This window comes from Halorussus salinisoli (assembly GCA_005239435.1).
GTDB classification, from domain to species: Archaea; Halobacteriota; Halobacteria; order Halobacteriales; family Haladaptataceae; genus Halorussus; species Halorussus salinisoli.
Genome location: SZNP01000007.1, coordinates 1 through 23253 on the forward strand (window position 1 = coordinate 1; position 23253 = coordinate 23253).

Here is a 23253-nt window from a genome sequence, read left to right on the forward strand (position 1 = left end):
CCTTGGTGACCTGCGAGAACTTCTCCCACTTCATCGAGTTCTGAGCCCACTCGTCGAAGTCCGACTGCCCGTACCCGGCGTTCTTCAGGTACTGCTTGTTGTACTGCATCGTCGGGAAGTCCGGGAACAGCGGGATGGCGAACAGGTCGCCGTTCGGTCCCTTCGCCGTGGAGACGCTCGCCTCGAAGTACTCGTTCTCGAGTTCCTGCATGCGCTGCTTCGGGAAGTTCCCGGCGTTACTCAGGTTGAGCAACTGGTCCCGGACGATGAACGGAATCGTCCACCCGCTGTCGACGTACAGGATGTCGGGCTTGGAGCGACCCGCCGACAGCCACTGCTGGTACTGCGACCGGCGGTTGTCGGTGACCGACGGTCCCGCAAGGATTTCGACTTCGATATCCTTCGAGAGTCCGTTTTCGTACAAAATCGGCTGGAGTTCTTGATTCCACGTCTCTCCCTGAAAGTCGGGGTCGGTCGCCCACTGAAGCGTGGTCCCCTGCCCCTGATTGTCGACGTCACCGACAGTTCCGCCGCCGTCGTTGGCGGTGTCGCTCCCGTTGTCTTCGGGCTGGTCGTTACCAGTACAGCCCGCGATGCCCGCCGCCGCTCCCGATGCACCTACAGCCTGAACGAACTTTCGGCGCGAGACTCCTCCGTCTCGCCTGCGACTATCGTCAGACTCGTGCGAACTACTATCAACCATTCCACTACTTATCACGGCGTTTTCCCATATATACCCTAGTGATAGTAACTACATCTGTTGTTACAAATCCCTTAGCAGTAAGGAGTGGTTTCCGAATCGGGTAGTATGGTTGTGTACCGCCTAAACTCCGAGCGTCCGCGCCGTCCAGTATTTTCGTGGCGAGAGCGGACACCGCAATCACCTCGGAGTAGGGCCTATAAAACCGCCGGATACCCCAGAACGAAACGGTTGCAACTGTTGTCGTTCCGAAAAACGGAGGTTATAAATCAGCTATGTTTCGTGACCAAACCGGGTTTTTGGGCGCTTCGAGGCGTTCTCGTTCCTCGTCCGACAGCGACACGTCGAGCGCGGCGACGTTCTCTTCGAGGTGGTCGATGCTCCGCGGACCGATGATGGGCGAATCCACGACCGGTTGGTGGAGGAGCCACGCGAGGCTGACCTGCGCCGGCGTGACGCCCTTCTCGTCGGCGACTTCTCGCACCGCGTCGAGTACCGCCCAGTTCTCGTCGGTGAATCGCTCGTAGGTGTGTTCGTCGGTCGCGGCCCGGCCCTCCTCGGGTTCGGAGTCGCGGTCGTACTTGCCGGTCAGGAACCCGCCGCCGAGCGGACTCCACGGGACGACGCCGATACCCTGGTCGGCGCAGACCGGGAGGACGTTCTCCTCCTCTTGGCGGTCCACGAGGTTGTACTGGGGTTGCATGCAGGTGAACCGGGCGTAGTCGTCGAGGTCGCTCTCGTAGAGCGCCTGGGTGAACTGCCACGCCGCCATCGTGGAGGCACCGATGTACCGCACTTTCCCGGTCTCGACGAGGTGGTCGAGGGCGTGGAGGGTCTCTTCAATGGGCGTGGTCTCGTCCCATCGGTGAATCTGGTAGAGGTCGATGTAGTCAGTGCCGAGTCGGTCCAAGCTACCCTCCACCTGGTCCAGGATGTGCTTGCGCGAGAGACCCTGCTTGTTCGGCCCGTCGCCCATCGACCCGTACACTTTCGTCGCGATCACTAGCTCTTCGCGGTCGTACTCCTCGATGACGTCGCCGACGATTCGCTCGCTCTCCCCGTGAGAGTAGACGTTCGCGGTGTCGAGGAAGTTGATGCCGAGGTCGATGGCACGGTCGATTATCTCGTGGCTCCGCTCCTCGTCGCCGATCATCCACTCGCGGTCGCTCCCGAAGTTCATACAACCGAGGCAGAACCGGGAGACTTCGAGTCCGGTATCGCCGAGCGTGGTGTACTCCATCTCTGGGTCGGACATGAACCGCTCTACGGCGACCCTCGATAAAACGATACGGGCAGATCAACCGCTCTGTTCGATCTGCTCGATTTGAGCCTTGAGGTCGGCCATGTTCTGCTCCGGGTTCCCTTGCTGGCTGTACGCGAGGTTGACTTGCTGGGCGATTTTCGCCGACTCCTGGGGCCAGACTGCCGTGACCGGACGCGGAATCGCGTTCTCGCCCGCCACTTTGAGGGTGTCGAGATACCGGCCGATGACCGGAACGTCGGCCGCCCGGTCGGACTCGAACAGGGCCGATTTCGGTGGAGACCATCCGAGTTCCTCGAAGATGGTGATCTGAACGTCGTCAGCCGTGAACGCCCGTAACACCTCGAACGCCGCCTCCTTGTTCTGAGAGTTCGGGTTGACGGTGTTGTGCCACCCGCCGAGCGCCGCGACCGGGCCGCCAGTCCCCTCGTAGTTGGCTTCGTCGGCCGTGACGCCGAACGGGATAGGCATCGCGCCGAGGTCGGTGCCGAAGTTGTCTTCGGTCCCGTTCTGTCGGATGGCGAACGGCCAGTTGCGGTGCATCACGGCGTTGCCGTTCGTGAACGGCGCGAGCGAAGGGCCTTCGGTCCACTGGAGGACGGCTTGCGGCGTAATCGGCCCCTGGAAATCGCTCGACGTCGCTCGGGCGTCCGGACCGTGGATGAACGTCCGGACCATCCTGATGGAGTCGATGACCTGCTGTTCGTCCACGGTGACGGGTCGGTCGCCCACCGGCCCGAACAGGTTGTCGAGGCCGCCGAAGTAGGTTCCACCCCAACTCGACATGAACTCGTTGAAGTCACAGCACGACAGTCCCTCGTAGGCTTGCGCCTGAAACGTGAAGCCGAAGTCGATGTCGTCGTTTTCGTTCAGCACCGTGTTGGTGACTTCCGAGAACCGCTGCCACGAGATGGACTCGGTCGCCCAGTTCTCTCCCTCGGGGTCGAAACCCGCGTCCTCCACGAGGTCCTTCCGATACTGTATCGTCGGAAAGTCCACGAACAGGGGAACCCCGTAGAGATCGCCCTCCTGACTCGTCGCAGTCGAGACGGCTGCCTCGAAGTACTCGTTGTTGACGGTGTCGAGGACGTCCTGTGGGAGATTTTCGCTCAGGTTGAGCAACTGGTCCCGGACGAGGAACGGAATCGTCCACCCGTTGTCCATCCGCATTATGTCGGGCTTCTGTCGCCCGGCCGACAGCCACTGCTGGAACTGCGCCTGTATGTCGTCGGAGATGTTCGACCCCGCCACGAGGTTGATTTCGATGTCGTTCGAGAGGCCTGCGTCCCGAAGGGCCTGTACTATCGCGTCCTCGGCGCCTTTGGCTTCTTGATTAGCAACCCACTGTATGGTCGCTCCCTGACTCGTCACCGCTCCGACCGGCCCGCTCGCCACCCCGACCGCGATACCCGTCCCACCGGTCGCCTGCAGGAAGTCACGACGGGAGACGCCGCTGCTTGCCGCACGTTCTGAGCTTTCTGTCATCTCGAACCACCGCCAGTAGTAACGGCCCTTAATCGCTTTGTTATTGAGTAACTCACCGGTGTCCTCCTTCGGGTAATTGGGCTATCAAGTACGGTGTCCGACAGTTACTATTCGATTCGAAGTACCGTCCGTCCGCCAGGTCCGGGGCTCGTTCCGGCATCAATTCTCGGTGAGGCGTCAGTACCGCCGGAACCCTGAAGGCACGACCCTCGTATTCGTAAACGATGCGCTCCCGCTACGAATCGCTCCGGAACGACGAACACACGGGTGAACGCCGATGCTGGCCCTGTACAGCCGTCAACGCCGCGATACTGCTGTTCGCGTGCGTCGGCGTCGCGCGCCGACGCTCGCGGTCGCTCGCGGCCGCGCTCGGGGTCGTCGGCGCGGCGGCCATCGCGTTCCGTGGGTATCTGGTCCCCTACACGCCGCGGTTCGCGCCGCGACTCGTCTCCGCTCTGCCGGGCGAGTTCTCCCTCGGAAAATCCGGTGGTCCAACGCCTGGCGCACCCGACGCCTCGGAGTCGCTCGGCGACTCCGGCGGGGGTGAAGCAGTTCTCGCCGCGCTTCTCGACGCCGGCGTGGTAATCGCCGCCGGCGAGACGGTATACCTCGAAGACGACTTTCGAGAGGCGTGGCGCGCGGAGATGCGGAACCTCCGGAACCGGGACGACGACGGTCTCGCGGCCGCGCTCCGGGCGGCCGCGCCCGAGGGTCGGGTCGTGGACGTCGTGAACCCGAGCGAGAACGGATGGATCGAACGGGACGACCGCTGGTTCGTAGTCTCCGACGGGAGCGACGACCCCGCTACCGAAAACTGGCTGACTCGACCCGTCGCCGTCGCCGAGACCGCCGCCGTGCGGACGCTGGCCGACCGCACCGACCTGCCAGCGAGTCGTCGGGCGCAGGCGGCCGGGCCGCTCCGGACCTTCCTCGAACGCTGTCCGGTCTGCGACGGGTCGGTCGAGGAGACGACCGCGATGGACTGCTGTGGCGGTCCGGGCGGGACGCGACCCGACGCGCCGGACGAGGTGCTGGCCTGTGGCGACTGTGATGCGCGCCTCCACACGTTTCAGTAGAGCGCCCGGCAACGTTGAAATAGAGTGCCCGACGAGGGTAGTCAGCGCGCGGGCGGACTGTTCCGACCGATTCGGATTTCGTGGGCTTCGACGTCTTCGAGGGCGGCGACCTGTCCGCCGACCGTGACCTCGCCGTCGTCGGTCCGAATCTTCATCCCGGCGACGCGTTCGCCGCCCTCGAACGAGAAGCCGACGACTTCGCCTTCCACGACGCGAGACTCGCCGGTTTCGATGTCTCGACCCTCGATGGTGGCGTAGAAGTCGCCGTCGAGTTCCTGCAACTCCTTCACGCACCGCCGGATAGAGGCGTAGCGGCGGGGGAACGGGCGGTCCTCGCCGTCGGTCGCGAGGGTGCGCTCGGCGGTGGTCCAGAGGACGGTACCGAAGAAACCGGAGACGAGGAAACCCAGCGCCGACCGGTTGAAGATGACGCCGTAGCGGTCCTCGTCGTCGCGCAGGGCGTCCTGAGTGGCGTAGATGGAGTACTCGCCGTCTGCGACCGCGATGACGGGCGTCGTGATGCCCCGCCGAGCGCGGGCCGTGGTCGCCACGTCGAGGTAGTCGAACTCCTCGGGTTCGGGCGCTTCCGAAGCGGGCGTGACCAGCAGTTCGACGCTGACGCCAGCGTCGATGGCGTCGCTGAGGTCGTCCGCGAATCGCTTCAACAGGTCGGGCGTCAGCGAGAGCGCGATTTCGAACTCGGCCGCAGCGATGACGTCTTCGAGGTACCGGAGGATGGTAGAACGGGACTTGACCAGCGAGACGGCTTCGGTGTCGCGGGCGGGAGCGGTGTATCTGGCCTCCAGTTCCGAGACCATCTCCATCAGCGACGACTGGACGCCGGAGAACGCTTCTTCGGGGTCTACCGCGATGACTTTCATCGGCCGCGACTCTCGCAACTCCACGAGACCGCGGTCGCTGAGGCTCCGAACCGTGTCGTAGACTCGCGGTTGCGGGATGTCTGTCCGGTCGGCGATTTGGCTCGCGGTCAGGTCGCCGTGTTCGAGGACGGTGAGGTAGGCGTCTATCTCGTACTCCCCGAGGTCGAACCGGTCTCCAACCTGCTCTATCGTCGCGTGTAGGTCGTCGGAGGTCATATACGTGGACACACACGGGAGGGGTAAATGATTTATCCGGTTTCGAGTAGCACTCCGTTTCGGAAACACGTTTCATCCTCTGCGTATCTTCGAGGAGAGAGTGAGACGCGAAGCGACGGCTCAGAGAAATAAATTCATAACCTAAAGATATAAAAAAGTATCTAAGGCGTACGAAAATCGTTCTCTCTCGGACGGGCCAACTTCCGGTCGGCACGCTCCGGGATCGTTCCGGCTTCGTTTACAAACCCTCGGAGCGCCGGAGGCCCGCGGTCGGACGCAAGTCGAAGCACACGGCGGCAGGCGAGGAAGGAAGAGACGAGCGAACACACGAGCAACGACTGCGGTGAGTACCAGCAGTTCTACCGCGAGCGAACGACCGAGGCGAGTGAGCGAGCGGACCAAGGAACCCTCGAACGAGGTCCGAACGAAGTGAGGACCGAGTGAGGGGGTGACGCCGTGTTTCTGTCGAGCTTTTACCAGCGGAGGGCCGCCGAAGGCGGCCCGGAGCGCAGTAAAAGGTCGTCCTACATGTACATCCGTCCTTCCGGCCCGTCGGTCTCGGCGCGCTCCGAGAGGCGTTCGGCGAGGTCCTCGTAGTAGCCCCGGACTTCGCCAGCGAACTCCTCCAGCGGTCCGGTGTCGATATCGAGGTCGTAGACGCGCTGTACCGCGTCGAGGAGTCGAATCGCGGCTTCCACGTCGGGGGCCTGGGCGTGAACCGGCGTGACGAACACCCCGGTCCGGAGGTCCGACTCCATTCCGCGAGCCATCACCTCGGCGTTCATTCCGTCGAGGAATCCGCGACCCATCGCCGTAATCCCGGCGTCGGCGAGTCGGTGGTCTCGGTAGTCGTCGGTGGCGACGTAGAACACCTGATGCTCGTCGGGCGCGTGGGGAATCGTGACCCCGTGGAGGACCGACACTTCGTCGATGCCGCCGGTCTCGGTCCACTCCAGTACGGCCTCGCTGAACGGTTTGGCGGCCCACGCCGGGACGAACAGTTCGCCGACGAGAACCGACAGTCCGGCCTCCTCGTGCGAGAAGACGCGAGTGTGGTGGCGAGGCTGGCCGTTCTCGAACGGCGTAATCGCCGGAAGCTGGTCGGCGGTGATGTGGCCGACCTGCTCGAATTCGAGGTGGTCCACGAGGTAGTCCACCGCGGTCAGACCAGCGAGTCCGAACTGTGAAAATCCTGCGATGACCGTTTCCTGCGGGTTCTCGGCGTTGATCTCGAACGAAGCACCTGCTGAACGCGGTTCCCCACTCATGCGACAGGCTACGACGAAGCGGTCCTTAGGTCTTTGCTGGCACTCGGGCGGCTATCGCGTCGAGGATGTCGTATCAACCTTCGCCCACAGTACTCTTGGCTCGCCGTGTTGCGAGTAGAGCCGTGACCCAGCCACTCACCGAAGACGACGAGGGCAAGCGAGTCGTCGGCCCGAACGACGAGGAAATCGGCACGGTCGAGAAAGTAGACGCGGGCGTCGCACACGTCGACCCCGGGTCGTCGGTGTCCGAGGCGGTCAAGGAGCGACTCGACTGGGGCGACCAGGGCGATTACACGTTCCAGGAGACGCACGTCGGATCGGTGACGGCCGACGAAATCCTGCTGGCGGAGTGAGACGAGACCGGAGAAATCGAGCAAAGTCAGTCGATACTTTCTATCCACTCGTTACCCACTGATCGCAACGACGAAGCAACCGAGGAGGAAGCGGGGTAGCAAAGCCCCCGCGCGCTCGCGGCCCCTTTCAACCCGGCGTGGTTTCGTCCGTCGGCAGACCCACGTGGCTTGGCCGGTCAACAGTTCCGACTCTGAACGGATTGCAGAGCGTCGAAAGAATCGAAACCCTCAGATGAACGAGAAACCGAACAGCGCCCACGCCGCGAGCGCGAAGCAGGGGAGGCCGAAGCCGAGGAACGCCGCGAAACTCCACTTCTTCACCGTGTTGCCGTCGAGCGGGCCAAACGGAATCATGTTGAAGCCCGCGAGCAGGAAGTTGATGCGGACGCCGAGACCGGCCACGTCGCCGAGCATGCCGCCGAGGAGCAACTCCAGCGGGAAGAACAGCAGTCCGAGCGCCACGTTGGTCAGCGGCCCGGCCACCGCGATGAGACCGTGTTCCCGGAGCGTGGCCTGCCCGCGGTGGTAGACGGCACCCGGCGCGGCGAACAGGAAGCCGGCGAGCGCGCCCGCGACGGCGAGGAACAGCATCCCGTAGTCGGCCCGGAACTCCGCGACCTGTCCGAACTTGATGGCCGTCACCTTGTGAGCCATCTCGTGGAGCAGGAAGCCCAGTCCCGCGGTGACGAGACTCGCCGGGAGGAGGCCGAGCAGGACGTCTGGCTGGTACATGATGGCCCGCCCACCGCCGCCGAAGAACAGCGCGAAGGCGACGCTCAGGGCCGCCCACGCGATAGCGATGTCGAGTAGCTCACGGGTGCCGAACCGAATGTTCCCCACTCTCATGTCAGCGACCGAACGATGAGGTCCGCGCTGTTCTGTGCGCCCTGCACCATCAGGTCGGAGATCTGACCGACGCCGCCGATTTGAGACCCGAGCAGTGGCAGGACCACGAACGGGAACGCGAAGCTAGCTATCATGCTCCCGACGTTGGTCATCGCCACGATGGCGATGAGTCGGAAGAGCGGAACGTCGAGCATCCGGCCGAGGAGGTCCCGAATCGGACTCTCCTCGTCGCTCAGAATCTCGTTGAGTTCGGCGATGTCACCCACGTTGACCGAGGTGTACTTGAGTTCGACGTAGCCCGCGAACCACCCCGGCGCGAGCAGCGGGTTGACGCTGGTGAGCCACGCCACCGCGCCGCCGACGCCCGCGGAGGTCCAGCGCGCGCCCGCCAACTTCGCCAGTCCGAACGCGAAGACGCCGTTGAACAGGAACCACGCCGCGAAAACTTTCAGGAGGAACGTGTTCTGCACCCCGGCCATGAACAGCAGGAAGAAAAACGACAGGAAGCCGAGCGCCATCACGTAGCCGAAAATCTTGAACAGCGAGAACCGACTCCCCGACTCGGTTCCCACGAGGTCCTCCATCGGCGGCAGGCGCTCGGGGTGTTCGAGATACTCCTCGATGCCCGCTCGGTGGCCCGCGCCGACGACTGCGACGACGTGGTGGCCCGCCCTTCGGAGCGCCACGAGTCGGTGGGCGATGAAGGCGTCGCGCTCGTCGATGAGGGCTTCCGCTCCGCCGGGCGAGAACTGGCGGAACTCCTCCATCATCGCGGTCACGACGTCGCCGTCTGTCAGTTCCTCGATGTCGAACTCCTCTTCCTCCGCGGAACCGCCGACGCCGACCATCGCCAGGCAGAGTTCCCAGACCATCCGAAGCTTCTCGAAGAAGGTCATCCGGGCCCAGAACCGCTGGATAGTCGTCTGGATGTCCCGGTCGACCAGCGCTACCTCGCTACCGACGCTCTCGGCGGCGTCGATAGCGGCTTGCATGTCGGCCCCGGGCTCGATGTCGAAGCGGTCGCCCATCCGCGTCTGCACGTACGACAGCATCCAGTAGGCGATGAACTGGAAGACGGTGTTCCCTTCGAGAAGGTCCGAGGGTTCGAGGTCTTGGGCCACCTCGCCCTGCATCTGGCGATACCGGCCCTCGTCGAGTTCGACCGCGACCACGTCGGGGCGCTCCTCGTCGATGGTCTCGCGGACCTCCTCGACGCTGTCCGCGGAGACGTGGGCGGTCCCGACGACGTGGACACTCCCCTCGCCGTCCCCGGAGTCCAACTCGGCTGAATCGCTCATCGTTCGCCTTACACGCTATCCCTTTTTACCGTTGTCGGTGCCGAGAGAATTACCAGCCTGCCGAGATTTCCGCCCGTTTTCCGCGTCGACCGGCGCGGCCGCCTGCCCCGGGAACGAGGCGTTACACCGAGGAAATCGCGCAATAACAATGGCCCGCGCGTTCCACGACCACACGAACACCGCTTCATGAACCGCCGACGATTCCTCGGGGGCGCGTCCGCGGGTGCGGCGCTCGCGCTCGCTGGCTGTCCGGCCACGCGCGACGAGTCGAGCTCCGACGACGTTCGTCCCTCCGAAGACACCTACGTCTCGGACGAGGGCCCGGTCTCCCGCGCGGACTTCGACCGCGAGGTCAACGCGCGAGACGCGGGCGCAGACTCCGGCGGCGAGACGCCGATAGACGACCTCTTGAGCGACCACGCGAGGTCCGACCGGGACGAACTCCTCGTCTTCCCCGAGGGTCGCTACCGACTCGGGAGTCTATCGCTCGAAGATGCCGGTCGGTTCGGCATGGTCGCCGCCGACGGGGCGACTCCGACGCTGGTTCCGGACGGCCCGACCGACGAACTCGGACCCGCTTTGCTCCAGGTTATCGACGCCGAGGCGTTCGTCCTCGACGGGTTCGCGCTCGACTTCCGCCGGCAGGGGTACGGCGGCAAACTCCACGTCACGACGAGTGGGAACCTCGCGGTCCGAAACGTCGGGGTCCGCGGGCGGTACCCCGCCGACGCCAGTGGGTTCCACCTCGCGGTCGAATCCGAGGACGCGACCGGACTGGTCGAGAACGTCTCGGCCCCCGGCGGCGGCCCGAAGGGTGGCAAGTCCATCGGCGCGTTCGTGGACCGCCGCCACGCGGGCGAACTCACATTCCGGAACTGCTTCTTCCAGAACTTCCCGAACAACGGACTCTACGCCTCCGCGCCCGGCGGCGACGGGAGCCTTCGGGGTTTCGGCGGCGTCGTCCGGGTTCTGGGCGGTCTCTACCGGAACAACAACATCGCCAACGTCCGCCTCGGTGGTCGCGGTGCAGTCGCCCGCGGCGTGACCATCGTCGTGGACGAGGTGCCGCCGTACAACGAACTCAACGCCAGAGGTCTCCTCTTTCGAAACGGGGGCGACCACCGGGTCGAGAACTGCCGAATCGTCCTCGGCGAGGACGCGGGCGACAGTCTCGGCGCAGTCGTGTTCAACCCCGACGCGGGCCGGGTCTCGATTCGGGACAGCAACGTCGAACTGGACCGCGACGAGGTTCCCGCGGTGTACGCGCCGCGACCCTCCGGGAAGGCCCCCGCCGAGACCGGGCCGGTGTTCGAGAACGTCTCGATTCGAGGCACTGCGGGAGGCGGTCGAACCGTGGACGTGACGGGACGGGACCGAACCCAACTCCGGAACTGCCGGGTCGTCCAGTCGGGCGACAACCGAGCGGGCGTCCGGTTCGCCCGGTCGGATCGGTGTCTCCTCGCTCGCACGACCATCGACGTGACGGGAACGCCGATACTGAACAGTCGGTCGTCCGTGAACAGACGCGACGTGAACGTGGTGGGAGCGTGACGACCCAACACTCGTCCGGACGAGACAGTCAAAATTCTCCCCGAAACAATCGTTACTACACCCGAAAGGGTTATGACTCTATCCAAAAGAAATCAGATTCGTTCCGAGGCAAGTACGGAACGGCGGCAGAGGAGCGACTCCCGCCGCTCTCGGTCGTCGTCATCGCTCGAAACGAGGCGGACCGCATCGACCGATGTCTGGACGCAGTCCGGACGGCGACAGAGGCGTTCGACAGCGAGGTGGTCGTCGTGGACTCGAACTCGACCGATCGGACGGTCGAGCGGGCGAGCGACCACCCGGCGTCCGTCCTGCGGATTCCCGACGACGACCTCTCGGCGCCAGCGGCGGGCCGGTACGTCGGCGCGGCGTTCGCGGCGGGCGAACAGGTGCTGTTCGTGGACAGCGACGTGGTACTGGCAGACGGCTGGCTCGAAGCCGCGTCTCGGAGGCTCGCGACCGCCCCGAATCTCGCGGGCGTCGGCGGCCATCTCGACGAGGGCGAGGCGACGGCCAACGACGCCAGCGAAACGGCGGACGGAGACGCGACCGAAGCGACCGAAACGACCGGGACCACCCAGACGACCGAAGAGGTCGATTGGCTCCACGGAGTCGCCCTCTACGACGCCGACGCGCTGGCTTCGGTGGGCGGCTTCGACCCCTTCCTCCGGTCGCTGGAGGACCTCCACCTCGGCTTCGAGTTGACCCGCGAGGGCTACCGACTCGTCCAGTTACCGACCGTCGTCGGCGACCACGCCCGTGACTCCGCGACGCACCTCGAACCGGTTCGGCGGTGGCGGCGGGGGTTCTTCCACGGAGTCGCCGACGCCCTCTTTCGGTCGGCGTCGTCGCCGCGCCTGCTCGTCAAACACCTCGAAACGCTCCGGCACTCGGTCGCCGCTAACTGCTGGCTCCTCGTCGGACTGGCGACGCTGGCCGCGCCGCCCGCCTTCGCGGTCTGGTTGGCGATTTCGGTCGTCGGAGTCGCCGCGATGGCCTGGACGCAAGGTCTCGTGCGCACGTACGAACTACTCACGTTCTGGTTCTTGCTCTTTGTCGCCGTGGCGACCCACGACTGGCGCGCGCCGCCCGGCCGGGACCAGTACCCGCTCGACCGAATCGAGTGCGTCAAGCGCGGTCCCGGGTTGCAGTCCCGGCGAGCGCGCGGACGAGCGTTCAGACGGGGGTCCCGAACCAGGTGATTCGATGGGTCGGAATCTCTTCAGCGCCTTCCTCTCTATCTTCAGCGCGCGGGTCCTGACCTCGGTGGTCGCAATCCTCTCGCTCCCCGTCGTCGTCCGGATTCTGGGACCGGCCGGGTACGGCGACTACGCCTTCCTGATGTCCGCGTTCAACCTCCTGATGATATTCGTGAGTTCGGGCGTGACCGAGGGCGTCCAGAAGTTCGTCGGCGAGGACCGCGACGACGAGTGGCGCGACCGGGTGGTCGGCTTCTACCTCAAACTCGGGGTGGCGCTCGCGATGATCGGTGGCGTCGGCGTCGCCGGAGTCGCGGTCTTCGGCCCGGTCGAACAGTGGCTCGGCCCGGAGTTCCGGCGCTACTTCGGCCTGCTCGCCCTGCTGGTACTGACGGTCCAGTTCCGGTCGTTCACTCGCCGGACGCTGATGGGCATGGGGCTGGAACGCTACTCCGAACCCCTCCAGGTGGCGAGCAAGGTGGTGTGGGTCGTCGCGGCGCTCGGTCTCCTCTCGCTCGGGTGGGGCGTCGCGGGTCTGCTCGCGGCCAACGTGGTTTCGAGCGGGACCACGGCGCTGGTGGGCGGCGCGCTGATACTCGGCCGGGTGTCGGTTTCGCGGGTCGTCTCGCGACTTCCCCCGGAGTTCCCCCGGTCGGAGCTCCTGTCGTTCAACGCGCTGAACGTCGTCCTCGCGCTCCTGATGATGTCGCTGTATCACGTCGACGTACTCATGCTCCGGACGCTCGCTGGCGACTCGGTGACTGGCTACTACAAGGCCGCGCTCGCCGTCGCGGAGTACCTCTGGTTCGTCCCGCTCTCGCTTCAGACCCTGCTCCTGCACTCGACTTCTGACCTCTGGGCCGACCGCCGACTCGCCCGCATCGAGTCGCTGGCCGCCAAAATCACCCGCTACGCTCTCCTTCTGACGGTCCTGCTCGCGCTCGGGGTCGCCGCGCTCGCCGACCGGTTCGTCCCGCTCTACTTCGGCGCGGAGTACGCACCCGCAGTCGCGCCGCTCCGTCTCCTCCTGCCGGGCGCGCTCGCGTTCGCGGTCGTCAGACCCGTCTTCTCCATCTCGCGGGCGAACGGCGACCTCCGGCCGCTGGTCGCCGCGACGGGCGGGGCCGCGCTCCTGAACGCGGCTCTCAACGTCGCGCTCATCCCTCGATACGGGATGGTCGGGGCCGCAATCGCGACCGGGGTCGGCTACGGTTCGATGCTCCTGTTTCACGTCGCCAGCGCCCGACGACTCGGCTACGACCCGCTCGCCGACCTCCGGGCCGGGCGGGTGGCCGCGACCGCCGGGTTCGGGGCAGTGGCAATTTTCGGGACCGCCGCGGTGCTGGAACGCGACCCGGTCGCGCTCGCGGTAGTCCCGGTCGTCGGGTTCGCGGCGTACCTCTCGGCGGCCCTGCTCACGGGTGCCGTCGGGAGGGACGAGATGGGAGAGATCGCGGCGGCGCTTCCGGTTCCCGAGCAGGTTCGCGCGTTCGCCGGGTCGCTCGCGGGGGTGTTCGCGGGCGCGCTCGCGGTGCTCGGCGTCGAAACCGACGAGGGGAGTGGCGAGTGACGAGGAGATGCAAGCGACGACGTGGTGACGAAGAAACGCCTCGTTGGACTGCTCGCCGGGCCGATCGACCGGGGGTAACGTGTGGATAACAAAACGCTCGGTGGCTGTAGCGTCCCACGACCGATGAACCGGTCCGTCGCTGTCGAGCGGTCGGCATCCGGAGGAAGTACGAGACGTGTCGAGACGGCAGGTGAGACATGAGCGGTAGCAGTCGATTAGGCAGTTACGTCGCCGACCGGCGTCTCGACGTTCTCGGAGCAGTGGCGGGGCTACTCGTCGCGGTCGTCCTGTTCCCGATGCGGTTTCTGGCCTCCCAGATATACGTCGAGACGATTCCGATAGTAGTCGGGTCGGCCTGCTTGCTCTACCTGCTCACGGTCCGCGAGGACGTGCGCGAGACCGACCTGCCCGAACTCTCCGGCGGATTCGCCCGGTTCGCGCCGGGCGTTGTCGTGGCCGGAATCGGCGTGATGGCCGCCCTCGCCGCGGTTTCCGGGCGCCGAACCGTCGGCTTCCTCGCGCTGGCGGCGGTCGTCGCGGCCGGGATTCTGATTCAGATCGCCTTCGTCGCGGAGGAGCAGTTGGACGTGCGCGTGCTGTTGGTCCAGATTCTGGGTCTCGCGTTCGTGGTCCGGTTCACCGCGCTCTACCTGACGCCGGGACTGGTCGGCATCGACAGTTGGTCGCACCTCTACGAGTTCGCCGACGCGATTCTGGCCGACCACTCGCTCGCGGCCATCGGCGACACGAAGTACTTCACCGCGCCGCTCTACCACCTGCTGGTCGTGACCGCGGCGGAGGTGCTCGGGGTGTCGCTCCGGCGGGGTCTCTTCCTCTCGCTCGGAGTGTTGATGGCGCTCTCGGTGCTTTTCGTCTACGTCACTGCCCGCTTTTTCGTCCCGGTTCGGTGGGCGCTGTTCGGGACGGCGATGTTCGCGGTCTCGGACCAGGCCGTCCGGTGGAGCATCCACGTCATTCCCACGAGTCTGGGGCTGTTCTTCTTCGGAGCCATCGTCTACGCGCTGGCCCGACTGTTCTACACCGAGTCGCCGCGGCGCAACGTCGCGCTGGTCGTGGTGTTCAGCGTCGCCATCGTCCTCACCCATCAGGTGTCGTCGTTCATCATGCTGGTGCTGGTCGGAGCGGGCGTCTTCGCCCAACTGCTGGTCAGGTTTTCGGGCCGGTGGAGTCTCGGCCCGCTCGCGCCTCCCGGAGGCGGCGAGGGTGCGAACGAGGTCGGAAACTCGGACGCCGCCGGGGCCGGTGTCGGGGCCTCGCAGGTCAACTTGCTCGGCGTGCTGGCGTTCGACCTCGGCCTGCTGGTGATTATGTGGTCGATAACGCCCTACGGCGACGACTCGTTCCTCCGGACCGTTCTGGACTGGCTGGTTCTCACGCTGGCGGACTCCGCCGGATTCCTCAATCTCGCGGGGTCGGCCGGGGCCAGCACCGGCGACGCAGGCGCGGAACCCAGCCTGTTGGCCGATATAGCGACGTATCTCGACGCCGGGGGAATCCTGCTGTTGCTGTTCGTGACCGTCCTCGGAAGCCTCGTCGCACTCGGCCGGAGTCAGGCCCGCCAGCGCGCCTACACCTTCGTCGGCGCTATCGCCATCATGCTGGCGTTCGCCTTCGTCCTACCGCTGTTCGGTATCCGGACCTTCCTGCCGAGTCGGTGGTTCGCGTTCCTCCACGTCCTGATGGTGGTCGTCGGTGCGATCGGTCTCTACCACCTCTCTCGGACGCTCCCGCGCGAGGTGGCGGTGGCGCTCGTGGTGATGTTCGCGGCGACGTTCTCGGCGGTGATGGTCTTCTCGGTCAGCGGCACCCGCGACAACCCGGTCGTGTCGAGCGAGCGCACCCGGTACGCTTACACCGAGAGCGAACTCGCGGCGGTTCGGACCATCGGCGACGTTCGGCCGAACTCGGCCGAGCGACTCTACACCGACCACCCGTACAAGGCGGTGTTCAGACGCACCGAGGCTCACCCGTCGGCGACACTCGAACTGACCGCGGGCGGGAGACCGATAGCCGGGACCGACGTGCGGGTCTACCGGCGCTATCAGTCCGACGGCGGCGCGCGCTTCGAGGGACCGGACGGGTTCGCGCCGATTCGACATCTCTCCGAGCGAGAGGTCTGCGGTGCCCGGGCGAGCAACGTCTACTCGAACGGCGACGTTCGGATGTGTTTGGCGGAATAGACCCGACGGTTCTGGGGCAGTCGCTGGCGGTCTGATCGGTTCGACGACCGACCCTGAGTTTCCGGGGCAGTTGCGGACGTCGTGGTCGCCTGGTTCCCGCCGTCGTTCAGCCAGAGGTCCACGTAGCGGTAGGCCGACTCGGCGGTCGGGTCGGCCGGGACCGGCCCCTCGAACAGCATCACGCGAAGGCGGACGTCGGGGCCGACTGTCGGCGGCGCGAGGTCGAGTCGGACGCGCTCGGTTTCGCCCGCGGCGACCGATACCGCGGTCCGGTGGAGACGTTCCTCGGCGCGAACGCTGGTGCGGTCGTCGGTCGTCTCGACGCGCTGGAGTTCAACTACCAGCGAGTAGTTCACGGCCCGGCCCTCGTGGTTCTCGACGCCGACGACCAGTGGCGTCTGCTCGCCCGGCGCGAACGCCGGGAAGTCGTCGGCGACGAGGGTTCCGTTCTCGTTCTCGCTGAGGAGGTAGAGTTCGGTGAACTGCTGGCCGGGTTTCGGCACCGCGACCGCGAAGCCGATGCCCGCGACCGCGACCAGCACGCCGACCGCGAGGACGACGTTGGCGGCCCCGAGTCCGTCCTCGTCGGTCTCTCCGGCGTTCGTCGCCGTCTCTCCGGCGTCCGACGACACCGGCGACGGCTCGGGTCGGAGCGTCGGCGCGAAGCGGGCCTCGGCCGGGAGTCGGAGGCGAGCGACTGCGGCGACCAGGCTGGTCAGCACGGTGAATCCCGCGAGCGCGACGACCAGCGGGCGGGCGTACAACCCCATCGGCGTGAAGTTCAGCGCGAGCGCGGTGGCTGGCGTCACGGCGGCGCTGACGCCGACGGCCAGCGTGACGCGCTCGACCGCGTCGATGCCAGCGCGCTCGCGGAACTGGAATCGCGGGGCCACGGGGTCGCCCGCGTCGTCGATGCGCTCGACCGCGGGTTCGTGGCCGGGGAACACCACTGCGACCGCGGCGTACCCCGGCAGAAAGAGCAGGAGCGGCAGACCGACCGCGAGGGTGACGACTCGCGCGAGAATCGCGACCGGAGACGCGCCGAGCGGGTTCGACAGCGGCGCTCCCGGTTCGACTTCGAGCAGGACGACCGCCGCGAGCAGGGCCAGCGCGACCGCCGCGAGCAGGTCGAGCGGAACGCGGCGAGCGACCCGGACCGGCGAGTCGGGTCCGTCGCTCATCGGTTCGTCGGTCGAGCAGTGTCCGCCGATCGAGCAGTGTCGGCGAGCGAGCGACTCGTAGCGACAGTTTGCTGGAGGTTCATTAGCGTCGAAGTCGGTTCGGTCGCCCTTTGTTATGGCGGCGTTTCCGGCCGGATTGGGCGGGGCGACGTGTTCGTGAGTCGGCGCAGACCACGGTACGCGCCCCGGGACACCGACTACGGGACGCGACCGTGAGCGCCGACAGGTGCGAACGGTCGGGGAGGTACGGGGGCGCGGTGCCGTACGGTGGCGGTGCCGTGCAACGCCCGTTTCGTCCTGCGACAATACTTTTGCTTGTTAAGGAAATTTATACGCTCGGAATGGAATGAAAATTATATCTGGTAGAAACGTCTTCGTTTCTCATCCGTCCGTAGTCGGTCGAGGGAGACCGTACGTGAAAGGCGAAAACGGCATGGCCCGGGAGCGAGACGGTTCGACCGATGTCCGACACCGCGACGCTGATGGACTCCTACACGGAGATGACCGAGTTGCTACTGCCTAACGACACCAACAACCTCGGCCGGGCGCTCGGCGGGGCAGTCCTCCACTGGATGGACATCTGCGGGGCTATCGCCGCGATGCGATTCTCGAACCACCAGTGCGTGACCGCCTCGATGGACCACGTAGATTTCATCTCGCCAATCGACCTCGGCGAGGTCGCCATCGTGGAGGCGTTCGTCTTCGACACAGGACGGACCAGCATCGACGTGAAGGTGGACGTGCGGGCCGAAGACCCCCGCGAGGGCGAGGAGCGCGACACCACCACTTCCTTCTTCACCTTCGTCGCGCTGGACGACGACGGGACGCCGACCGAAGTGCCGAGTCTCGACTGCCCGACCGAGAACCAGCGGGCGCTCCGGGATGCGGCACGCGAACAGCGCCGCGAGCAGTTGACTGCGGTCGCCGAGAAAATCGAGAACGGCGGCGACGAGTGAGTCGTCGCGCCACGCGAGTCGTCGCGCTACGTAAGTCGCCGCGCTACGCTTCGGTCGTCGTCTCGTTCATCTCCGCGGGTGTGGTCTCCATCGGAGTCGTCTCCTCGACCGCTTCACCCTCGGAGTCGGTCACGAGTATCAGCTGGAAGGGTTCGTCCCCCGCGGCCTCCTCGGGCGAGAGGTAGCCCGCGGCGAACGCCGTGTTCGCGGTTCCGCTCTCCAGCGAGACGTTGACCGTGCTGACGACCTCGCCGTCGTTGTCCTCGGTCGCGGTCCGGACTTCGAGTTCGTAGTCGTCGGCGGGAACTTCCACGTAGTCGCTCGCGTTGGCGAACGAGACGTTGTCGAACAACACCGTGTCGGTTCCGGCGACGGTCACGTCCACGGCGGGCGCGTCGGGCGAGGCGTGAATCAGCCTGACCGAAGCGTTCCCTTCGCCGGGCGTCTCGAAGTCGTCCTCGAAGACGCCGGGTTCGAACGTCTCCTCGCCGACTTCACCGAGCGCCGCGATGGTGGTCTGCGTTCCGGCGTCGAGGGTCACGTTGCCCTCGAACACCACGGACTCGTCCTCGCTCGTCTGAATCGTCACGTTGTGCTCACCCGCGGAGACGTTGAGATAGTCGCTGACGGTGCCGAACTCGACGCCTTCGAGAACGGGGTCGCCGTCCACGAGTACGTCCACTGCGGGCGCGTCGGGTGAGACGTGAGCGACCCTGACTTGTGCTTCTTCGTCCTGTACGGCCGCGAACGACCCGCCGACGCCGAGACTGGCGATAAGAGTTATCGCCAGGCCGACTGCGACGAGTCGTTTCAGTGGCTTTTCGTCTGGTGTCATTGCCGAACTAGTTTGTGCTTCAACAAGATATAAATCGGTTCGACCCTCCATGTGGGTAACCGATACAACCCATACGCGTAACCGACACAACCGAAATCAAGACGTCGATTTCCGCAACCCGACCACGCTCCGGCCGGTCGAAATCTGGCTTACCGTCGCCGAAAAGAAATATTTCGTGATGTCTCTCGACTTACCCCATCTCGGTCGTGGTCGTCTCGTTCATCGTCGTTCCATCGCCGCTGTCGGTCGCCACGATGAGGTCGAACGGCACGTCTGCCGGTGCCTCGTCGGGCGAGAGATAGCCCGCGGCGACCGCCGAGTACACCGTCCCGCCCTCCAGCGAGACGTCGAAGGTGGTCACGACCTCGCCGTCGTTGTCCTCGGTCGCGGGCCGGACTTCCAGCGTGTAGTCGCCCGCGGGAACCTCCACGTAGTCGGTGGCGTTGCCGAACGTCACGTTGTCGTAGAGAACTGCACCCGACTCCTCGACGGTCACGTCCACGGCGGGCGCGTCGGGCGAGGCGTGGACGAGTCGGACCGAGGCGTTCTCGTCGCTGGGCGTCTCGAAGTCGTCCACGTAAATCGCCGGTTCGAAGGTCTCCTCGCTCACCTCGCCGATGGCCGCGACGGTGTACATCGTCCCGGCCTCGACGGTGACGCTCCCCTCGAAGACGACCGATTCGTCCTCGCTCGTCTGGATCGTCACCGTCCGCTCACCCGCGGGCACCTGCAGGTAGTCGCTGACGGTGCCGAACTCGACGCCTTCGAGGACCGGTTCGCCGTCCACGAGTACGTCCACTGCGGGCGCGTCCGGCGAGAGGTGTGCCACCCGGACCTGCGCTGCTCCCGAACCGTTGGCTCCGACGGTTGCTATCCCTACCCCTACGAATCCCGTCAACACCAGCACGGCGACGCCGACCGTCACCACTCGTCTCGTCTTGTTCGTCTGTGTCTCACACATACTGCGACAGGGCTTCAGGACGATGTGTACATAAATCGCCACGACCATTTACGGCGTAACGTGACGTAGAAGCGACGAAAACGCGGATTACGGTCGGGCCCCGAGAAGTGACGACCACGCCCCCGTTCGCATAAAACCCTTCTAACGCGGGCGAACGCCTCTTCGGAAGGAACGCTTATCGGCGTCGCTCTCGTACTCGGCGAGTATGGGACTCGACGTGGCGGTTCCGGATCCGCCCGAACTCGCGGAAGAGACCGACATGCAGGAGTACGAGGACGTAGAAATCCAGGGCGACACCGACTACCGCCGGACCGAACTCGAGGAGTTCCTGCGCGACGGCGCGTGGGCCGAGGCGTTCGGCGAGTGGTCCGAACACACCGACCTCGACGAGTCGGAGTTCGAAATCGCCCGCGAACTCGGCCTGTTCCGCGAGTTCGACTTCTTCTGGGACGACTTCGCCGACCGAGTCGGCTACCACGCGCCGGGCATCCCCGAGGACTGGAAGGCACGCGATTACCACGCCGACCTCGACTCGTGGAACGCGGTCTCTGGCATCAACGCCGCGATGACCGAACTCGGCCAGATCGTCTGTGACGTTCTGGAGTCCGACTACATCGACTGGGAGGCCGACTACGAAGCGCCCGAAGACCTTCCGGACTTCGAGACCTGATTTTCCGACTCCGCGTCCCGAACGTCCTTTTCTTTCGGATAGCCTTCTGGCACGCCGAACCCCGCCGCGCGTAGCGTCTCGTGCGCCGAGGCGAGAGCGCGCACCCACTCGCGGCCGCGGTCGGTGCGGGCGTGTGCAGCGTAGCGAATCGGCGACCCCGAGACGGTTCGGTCGGCCAACTCCACGCTCGCTCCGGCGTACTCGTCGGCCAGCGCGGGGTCAGAGAAGTCGATACGGTCCGGGAGTACGAGCGAGGGTAGGTCGTGTTCGACCGCCATGTTCCGGTAGGCGAACGCGGCGTCGATGCCACCCGCTTCCAGCGTCCGGAGGAGTCCGGTCTCCGGAAAGACGTCGGTCCGGGCGAGGACCGACTCGACGTCGATACCCTCCGCGAGGTCGAGCGCCATCGCGGTCCGGTAGCCGAGCGGGTCCCGTTCGGGGTCGGTCCGGCCGAGCGAGAGGTCCGAGTCCGCGACCAGCGCGCGCCAGTCGTCGTGTCGGGCGGCCACGGATTCGGGTCGATAGGCGACGACCAGCGCGTTCGTGGCGAAACAGGTCACGCGCTCGGCCATACCCGAGAACAGCGTCGGGTCGGCCAGCGCCACCGCGTCCGGGTCGCGCAGGCCGTCTTCGAGCAGACGACGACAGGCGACGCTTCCGTGGGCCTCGACGCTCGCGTCGCCGAACTCGCTGGCGAGTCGCTGGAGGCTCCCGGCAACGAGGACGTTCGCTCGGCACAGCGTGGAGTCTTCCCCGCTCTCACTCGAATCTTCCGCGTCGGCGCCCGGCCGGACCGCCAGCGCGCCGACGCCTGCGGCGCTCCCGGCCGCGAGCAGACCTGCACCCTGCCGAAGGACGTCGCGCCGACTCGACACGGAGGTAACGACAATACGATACTCGAAAAGAGTTTCGTAACCAGTAATGGTTACGCCACGTTCTCGATTCGCTCGGCGTCGCAAGCGGATTCCGATTCCGACGGTCACGAGGCAATCTCACGGTTCTCGGTATCCCGCGAAAAGAGGCGGCCGACGGCCAAGCGTCCCTCAGAACTCGGCTTCGAGTCGGTCGACGAGGTCCTCGTTGCCGACGTATACCGGCGTGCGCTGGTGAATCGCCTCGGCGTCGGCGTCCAAAAGCGACTCTTCGCCGTTCGAGGACGCGCCGCCCGCAGACTCCACGATGTACGCGATGGGGTTGCCCTCGAACTGGAGGCGGAGTTTGCCTTCGGGCCGCGACTGAAGTTCGGGGTAGGCGAACACCCCGCCGTAGGTCACGACCTGGTTCACGTCGCCTATCATCGCACCGCCGTACCGCAATTTGAGTTCGTCCTCGACGTCGCTGGCGTAGTCGGCGAAGCGGTCGGTCCAGTCCGGCACGCGCCCCCCGAACCCGTAGACCGTCGGGTCGTCGGGCAGGGTCACGCCTTCGCGGACCGCGCGGCGTTCGGCGTCGGAGTCGCCGTCGCCTTCCACGACGTATTCTGTCACCTCGCCGTCCCGGGCGACGACCATCGTCGTGATGGGACCGTAGAGGACGTACGCCGCGGCGACGAGGTCCCGGCCACTGGCGGGGAGTTCACCGTCGTACACTCCGAGGATGGTCCCCATCGAGTTGTTGGAGACGAGGTTCGAGGAACCGTCGAGGGGGTCTACTGCGACCGCGTAATCCCCGTCGTCTCCGCAATCGACGACCTCCTCGCGCTCTTCGCTGGCGAACTGGCCGACGCCCTCGATGGCGGTGAGTCGCTCTGCGAGCAACTGGTCGGCCCACACGTCGGCTGCCAGTTGGGTCTCGCCGCTCGCGTTCTCGTCGTCGGTCTTCCGGCGGCGGCCCGCGAGTCCGCCCCGGATTTCGGGCGCTGACCGGGCGACGACATCGATGGCGTCCGAAATCGGGTCGCTCGACTTCGCGTTCGGCGATTCGGCGTCGCTCATTCGTCGAGGGCTTCGTCGGCAGTGGCGTCCTCGAAGATGACCTGTTCGAGCGCGTCGAGGATGCGCTCGGGTTCGTCGCGCTGCCAGACGTTCCGCCCGACCGCGAGTCCCGACCCGCCGGCGTCCATCACGGCCTCGACGCTGGAGAGGAACTCGTAGTCGCTGACCTTCGACCCGCCGGACATGACGACCGGCATGTCACCCGCCGACTGGACCGCCCACTCCATCGACTCCCGGGCACCGGGGTACTTGACCTTCGCCATGTCCGCGCCGATTTCGAGCGCGATGCGGGTGGCGTAAGCGATGACGCTCTCTTTGGTGTCGTTCTTCAGGCCCTGCCCACGCGGATACGACCACATGACGACCGGCAGGTCGTATTCGCTGTGGGCCTCCTCCTGCACGTCGCGGAAGTCCTCGTACATCGCCTTCTCGTGGTTCGAACCGGAGTAGACCGTGTATCCCACCGCGTCAGCCCCGAGTTCGGCGGCGTACTCCACCGACCAGTTCTGGGGAGAGTGGGGTTCGCCCATCCAGAGGTTGCTGGTGCCGTTGAGTTTCGCCAGCAGGTTCACCGAGTCGTCGTAGGAGGGGTAGTACGTCTCGGCGACTCCCTTCTGGACCGCCAGCGACGTGACCGCGTCGTGCGTGGCGATGTCGAAGATCTGCTCGGGGTCGAGCGTCTCCGGCACCGAACTGAAGTCCGCGGAAGGTCCGTGTTCCAATCCGTGGTCGTAAGCGAGGATGAGTGCCTTGCCGTCGCGCGTTACCGGAGAGTCTTCGAGTGGTATCATCTATTCCAATCTCCGGTAACATC

Annotated in this window: 21 protein-coding genes; 8 read left to right on the plus strand and 13 right to left on the minus strand. The window is 65.7% G+C overall.

Translation table 11 applies throughout. The annotated features are described in order from the left end of the window. The 3 genes from E2484_RS18680 to E2484_RS18690 form a co-directional block, all read right to left on the minus strand. Window positions 1-703, minus strand: a 703-nt coding sequence (locus tag E2484_RS18680) for a twin-arginine translocation signal domain-containing protein (RefSeq protein WP_137286713.1), incomplete at its 3' end; no start/stop codon positions are given. A gap of 259 nt (window positions 704-962) precedes the next feature. Beyond that, window positions 963-1940 (minus strand): aldo/keto reductase, encoded by a 978-nt coding sequence (locus E2484_RS18685; protein ID WP_394347933.1) that lies wholly within the window; start codon window positions 1938-1940, stop codon window positions 963-965. A gap of 57 nt (window positions 1941-1997) precedes the next feature. Next, window positions 1998-3446, minus strand: a complete 1449-nt coding sequence (locus E2484_RS18690; RefSeq protein WP_137286715.1) for an extracellular solute-binding protein — start codon at window positions 3444-3446, stop codon at window positions 1998-2000. Between the two features lie 224 nt (window positions 3447-3670). On the opposite strand from E2484_RS18690, the gene E2484_RS18695 reads away from it, so the two are divergent. Beyond that, the gene (locus E2484_RS18695) at window positions 3671-4522 is read left to right on the plus strand and encodes a hypothetical protein (RefSeq protein ID WP_137286716.1); all 852 of its coding nucleotides are present in this window, start codon (window positions 3671-3673) and stop codon (window positions 4520-4522) included. A gap of 41 nt (window positions 4523-4563) precedes the next feature. On the opposite strand, the gene trmB is transcribed toward E2484_RS18695, so the two are convergent. Beyond that, entirely contained in the window at window positions 4564-5619 is a 1056-nt protein-coding gene (gene trmB, locus E2484_RS18700) for an HTH-type sugar sensing transcriptional regulator TrmB (protein WP_137286717.1), read from the minus strand. A 524-nt stretch (window positions 5620-6143) separates the two neighbouring features. Continuing rightward, a complete protein-coding gene (locus E2484_RS18705; RefSeq protein WP_137286718.1) occupies window positions 6144-6887 on the minus strand; it encodes a proteasome assembly chaperone family protein in 744 nt (247 codons plus the stop codon). 122 nt (window positions 6888-7009) lie between these two features. Between E2484_RS18705 and E2484_RS18710 the strand changes: the two genes are divergently transcribed. Then, complete coding sequence (locus E2484_RS18710) at window positions 7010-7240, plus strand: PRC-barrel domain containing protein (protein ID WP_137286719.1); 231 nt, start codon at window positions 7010-7012, stop codon at window positions 7238-7240. Between the two features lie 228 nt (window positions 7241-7468). Here the strand turns inward: E2484_RS18710 and E2484_RS18715 are convergent, their stop codons facing one another. Both E2484_RS18715 and E2484_RS18720 read right to left on the minus strand, forming a co-directional pair. Further along, on the minus strand, window positions 7469-8086 hold the full coding sequence (locus E2484_RS18715) for a metalloprotease (protein ID WP_137286720.1): 618 nt from the start codon (window positions 8084-8086) through the stop codon (window positions 7469-7471). Further along, a complete protein-coding gene (locus E2484_RS18720) occupies window positions 8083-9384 on the minus strand; it encodes a TraB/GumN family protein (protein ID WP_137286721.1) in 1302 nt (433 codons plus the stop codon). The genes E2484_RS18715 and E2484_RS18720 overlap by 4 nt, the downstream gene beginning before the upstream one ends. A gap of 186 nt (window positions 9385-9570) precedes the next feature. On the opposite strand from E2484_RS18720, the gene E2484_RS25165 reads away from it, so the two are divergent. From E2484_RS25165 to E2484_RS18735, 4 genes are all read left to right on the plus strand, one after another. Beyond that, on the plus strand, window positions 9571-10935 hold the full coding sequence (locus E2484_RS25165; protein WP_170977415.1) for a hypothetical protein: 1365 nt from the start codon (window positions 9571-9573) through the stop codon (window positions 10933-10935). Beyond that, window positions 10932-12134, plus strand: a complete 1203-nt coding sequence (locus E2484_RS25170) for a glycosyltransferase family 2 protein (protein WP_170977416.1) — start codon at window positions 10932-10934, stop codon at window positions 12132-12134. The genes E2484_RS25165 and E2484_RS25170 overlap by 4 nt, the downstream gene beginning before the upstream one ends. Window positions 12135-12138: 4 nt before the next feature. Continuing rightward, window positions 12139-13701 (plus strand): oligosaccharide flippase family protein, encoded by a 1563-nt coding sequence (locus E2484_RS18730; protein WP_137286723.1) that lies wholly within the window; start codon window positions 12139-12141, stop codon window positions 13699-13701. A 197-nt stretch (window positions 13702-13898) separates the two neighbouring features. After that, window positions 13899-15902 (plus strand): hypothetical protein, encoded by a 2004-nt coding sequence (locus E2484_RS18735; protein ID WP_137286724.1) that lies wholly within the window; start codon window positions 13899-13901, stop codon window positions 15900-15902. Here the strand turns inward: E2484_RS18735 and E2484_RS18740 are convergent. Further along, complete coding sequence (locus tag E2484_RS18740; protein WP_137286725.1) at window positions 15863-17083, minus strand: DUF1616 domain-containing protein; 1221 nt, start codon at window positions 17081-17083, stop codon at window positions 15863-15865. The two genes, E2484_RS18735 and E2484_RS18740, sit on opposite strands and share 40 nt — an antisense overlap. Before the next feature lie 461 nt (window positions 17084-17544). Here E2484_RS18740 and E2484_RS18745 point away from each other — a divergent pair, with 461 nt between their 5' ends. After that, window positions 17545-18039, plus strand: a complete 495-nt coding sequence (locus tag E2484_RS18745) for an acyl-CoA thioesterase (protein ID WP_137286726.1) — start codon at window positions 17545-17547, stop codon at window positions 18037-18039. Between the two features lie 43 nt (window positions 18040-18082). Here the strand turns inward: E2484_RS18745 and E2484_RS18750 are convergent, their stop codons facing one another. Beyond that, on the minus strand, window positions 18083-18874 hold the full coding sequence (locus E2484_RS18750; protein ID WP_170977417.1) for a DUF4397 domain-containing protein: 792 nt from the start codon (window positions 18872-18874) through the stop codon (window positions 18083-18085). A 190-nt stretch (window positions 18875-19064) separates the two neighbouring features. Then, window positions 19065-19835, minus strand: coding sequence for a DUF4397 domain-containing protein (locus E2484_RS18755; RefSeq protein WP_137286728.1), 771 nt, complete (start codon window positions 19833-19835; stop codon window positions 19065-19067). A gap of 205 nt (window positions 19836-20040) precedes the next feature. Here E2484_RS18755 and E2484_RS18760 point away from each other — a divergent pair, with 205 nt between their 5' ends. Continuing rightward, the gene (locus E2484_RS18760) at window positions 20041-20505 is read left to right on the plus strand and encodes a hypothetical protein (protein WP_137286729.1); all 465 of its coding nucleotides are present in this window, start codon (window positions 20041-20043) and stop codon (window positions 20503-20505) included. On the opposite strand, the gene E2484_RS18765 is transcribed toward E2484_RS18760, so the two are convergent. The 3 genes from E2484_RS18765 to E2484_RS18775 all read right to left on the minus strand — a co-directional run bounded on the left by E2484_RS18765 (window position 20466) and on the right by E2484_RS18775 (window position 23230). Further along, the gene (locus tag E2484_RS18765) at window positions 20466-21380 is read right to left on the minus strand and encodes an extracellular solute-binding protein (RefSeq protein WP_170977419.1); all 915 of its coding nucleotides are present in this window, start codon (window positions 21378-21380) and stop codon (window positions 20466-20468) included. The two genes, E2484_RS18760 and E2484_RS18765, sit on opposite strands and share 40 nt — an antisense overlap. Before the next feature lie 168 nt (window positions 21381-21548). After that, window positions 21549-22439 (minus strand): class 1 fructose-bisphosphatase, encoded by an 891-nt coding sequence (locus E2484_RS18770; protein ID WP_137286731.1) that lies wholly within the window; start codon window positions 22437-22439, stop codon window positions 21549-21551. Then, window positions 22436-23230 carry a class I fructose-bisphosphate aldolase gene (locus E2484_RS18775; protein WP_137286732.1) on the minus strand — a complete coding sequence of 265 codons (795 nt, stop codon included), beginning with the start codon at window positions 23228-23230 and terminating at the stop codon, window positions 22436-22438. Before E2484_RS18775 ends, E2484_RS18770 begins: the two co-directional genes overlap by 4 nt. Between the last annotated feature and the right edge of the window lie 23 nt (window positions 23231-23253).

What these genes read in the sequence shown, in the direction of transcription:
- E2484_RS18715 (WP_137286720.1), bottom strand. Translation starts at nt 8,086, where the DNA reads ATGAGAGTGGGGAACATTCGGTTCGGCACCCGTGAGCTACTCGACATC.
- E2484_RS18690 (WP_137286715.1), bottom strand. Translation starts at nt 3,446, where the DNA reads ATGACAGAAAGCTCAGAACGTGCGGCAAGCAGCGGCGTCTCCCGTCGT.
- E2484_RS18705 (WP_137286718.1), bottom strand. Translation starts at nt 6,887, where the DNA reads ATGAGTGGGGAACCGCGTTCAGCAGGTGCTTCGTTCGAGATCAACGCC.
- E2484_RS18735 (WP_137286724.1), top strand. Translation starts at nt 13,899, where the DNA reads ATGAGCGGTAGCAGTCGATTAGGCAGTTACGTCGCCGACCGGCGTCTC.
- E2484_RS18720 (WP_137286721.1), bottom strand. Translation starts at nt 9,384, where the DNA reads ATGAGCGATTCAGCCGAGTTGGACTCCGGGGACGGCGAGGGGAGTGTC.
- E2484_RS25165 (WP_170977415.1), top strand. Translation starts at nt 9,571, where the DNA reads ATGAACCGCCGACGATTCCTCGGGGGCGCGTCCGCGGGTGCGGCGCTC.
- E2484_RS18740 (WP_137286725.1), bottom strand. Translation starts at nt 17,083, where the DNA reads ATGAGCGACGGACCCGACTCGCCGGTCCGGGTCGCTCGCCGCGTTCCG.
- E2484_RS18760 (WP_137286729.1), top strand. Translation starts at nt 20,041, where the DNA reads ATGGGACTCGACGTGGCGGTTCCGGATCCGCCCGAACTCGCGGAAGAG.
- trmB (WP_137286717.1), bottom strand. Translation starts at nt 5,619, where the DNA reads ATGACCTCCGACGACCTACACGCGACGATAGAGCAGGTTGGAGACCGG.
- E2484_RS18755 (WP_137286728.1), bottom strand. Translation starts at nt 19,835, where the DNA reads ATGTGTGAGACACAGACGAACAAGACGAGACGAGTGGTGACGGTCGGC.
- E2484_RS18695 (WP_137286716.1), top strand. Translation starts at nt 3,671, where the DNA reads ATGCGCTCCCGCTACGAATCGCTCCGGAACGACGAACACACGGGTGAA.
- E2484_RS18750 (WP_170977417.1), bottom strand. Translation starts at nt 18,874, where the DNA reads ATGACACCAGACGAAAAGCCACTGAAACGACTCGTCGCAGTCGGCCTG.
- E2484_RS18745 (WP_137286726.1), top strand. Translation starts at nt 17,545, where the DNA reads ATGTCCGACACCGCGACGCTGATGGACTCCTACACGGAGATGACCGAG.
- E2484_RS18770 (WP_137286731.1), bottom strand. Translation starts at nt 22,439, where the DNA reads ATGAGCGACGCCGAATCGCCGAACGCGAAGTCGAGCGACCCGATTTCG.
- E2484_RS18730 (WP_137286723.1), top strand. Translation starts at nt 12,139, where the DNA reads ATGGGTCGGAATCTCTTCAGCGCCTTCCTCTCTATCTTCAGCGCGCGG.
- E2484_RS18775 (WP_137286732.1), bottom strand. Translation starts at nt 23,230, where the DNA reads ATGATACCACTCGAAGACTCTCCGGTAACGCGCGACGGCAAGGCACTC.
- E2484_RS18685 (WP_394347933.1), bottom strand. Translation starts at nt 1,940, where the DNA reads ATGGAGTACACCACGCTCGGCGATACCGGACTCGAAGTCTCCCGGTTC.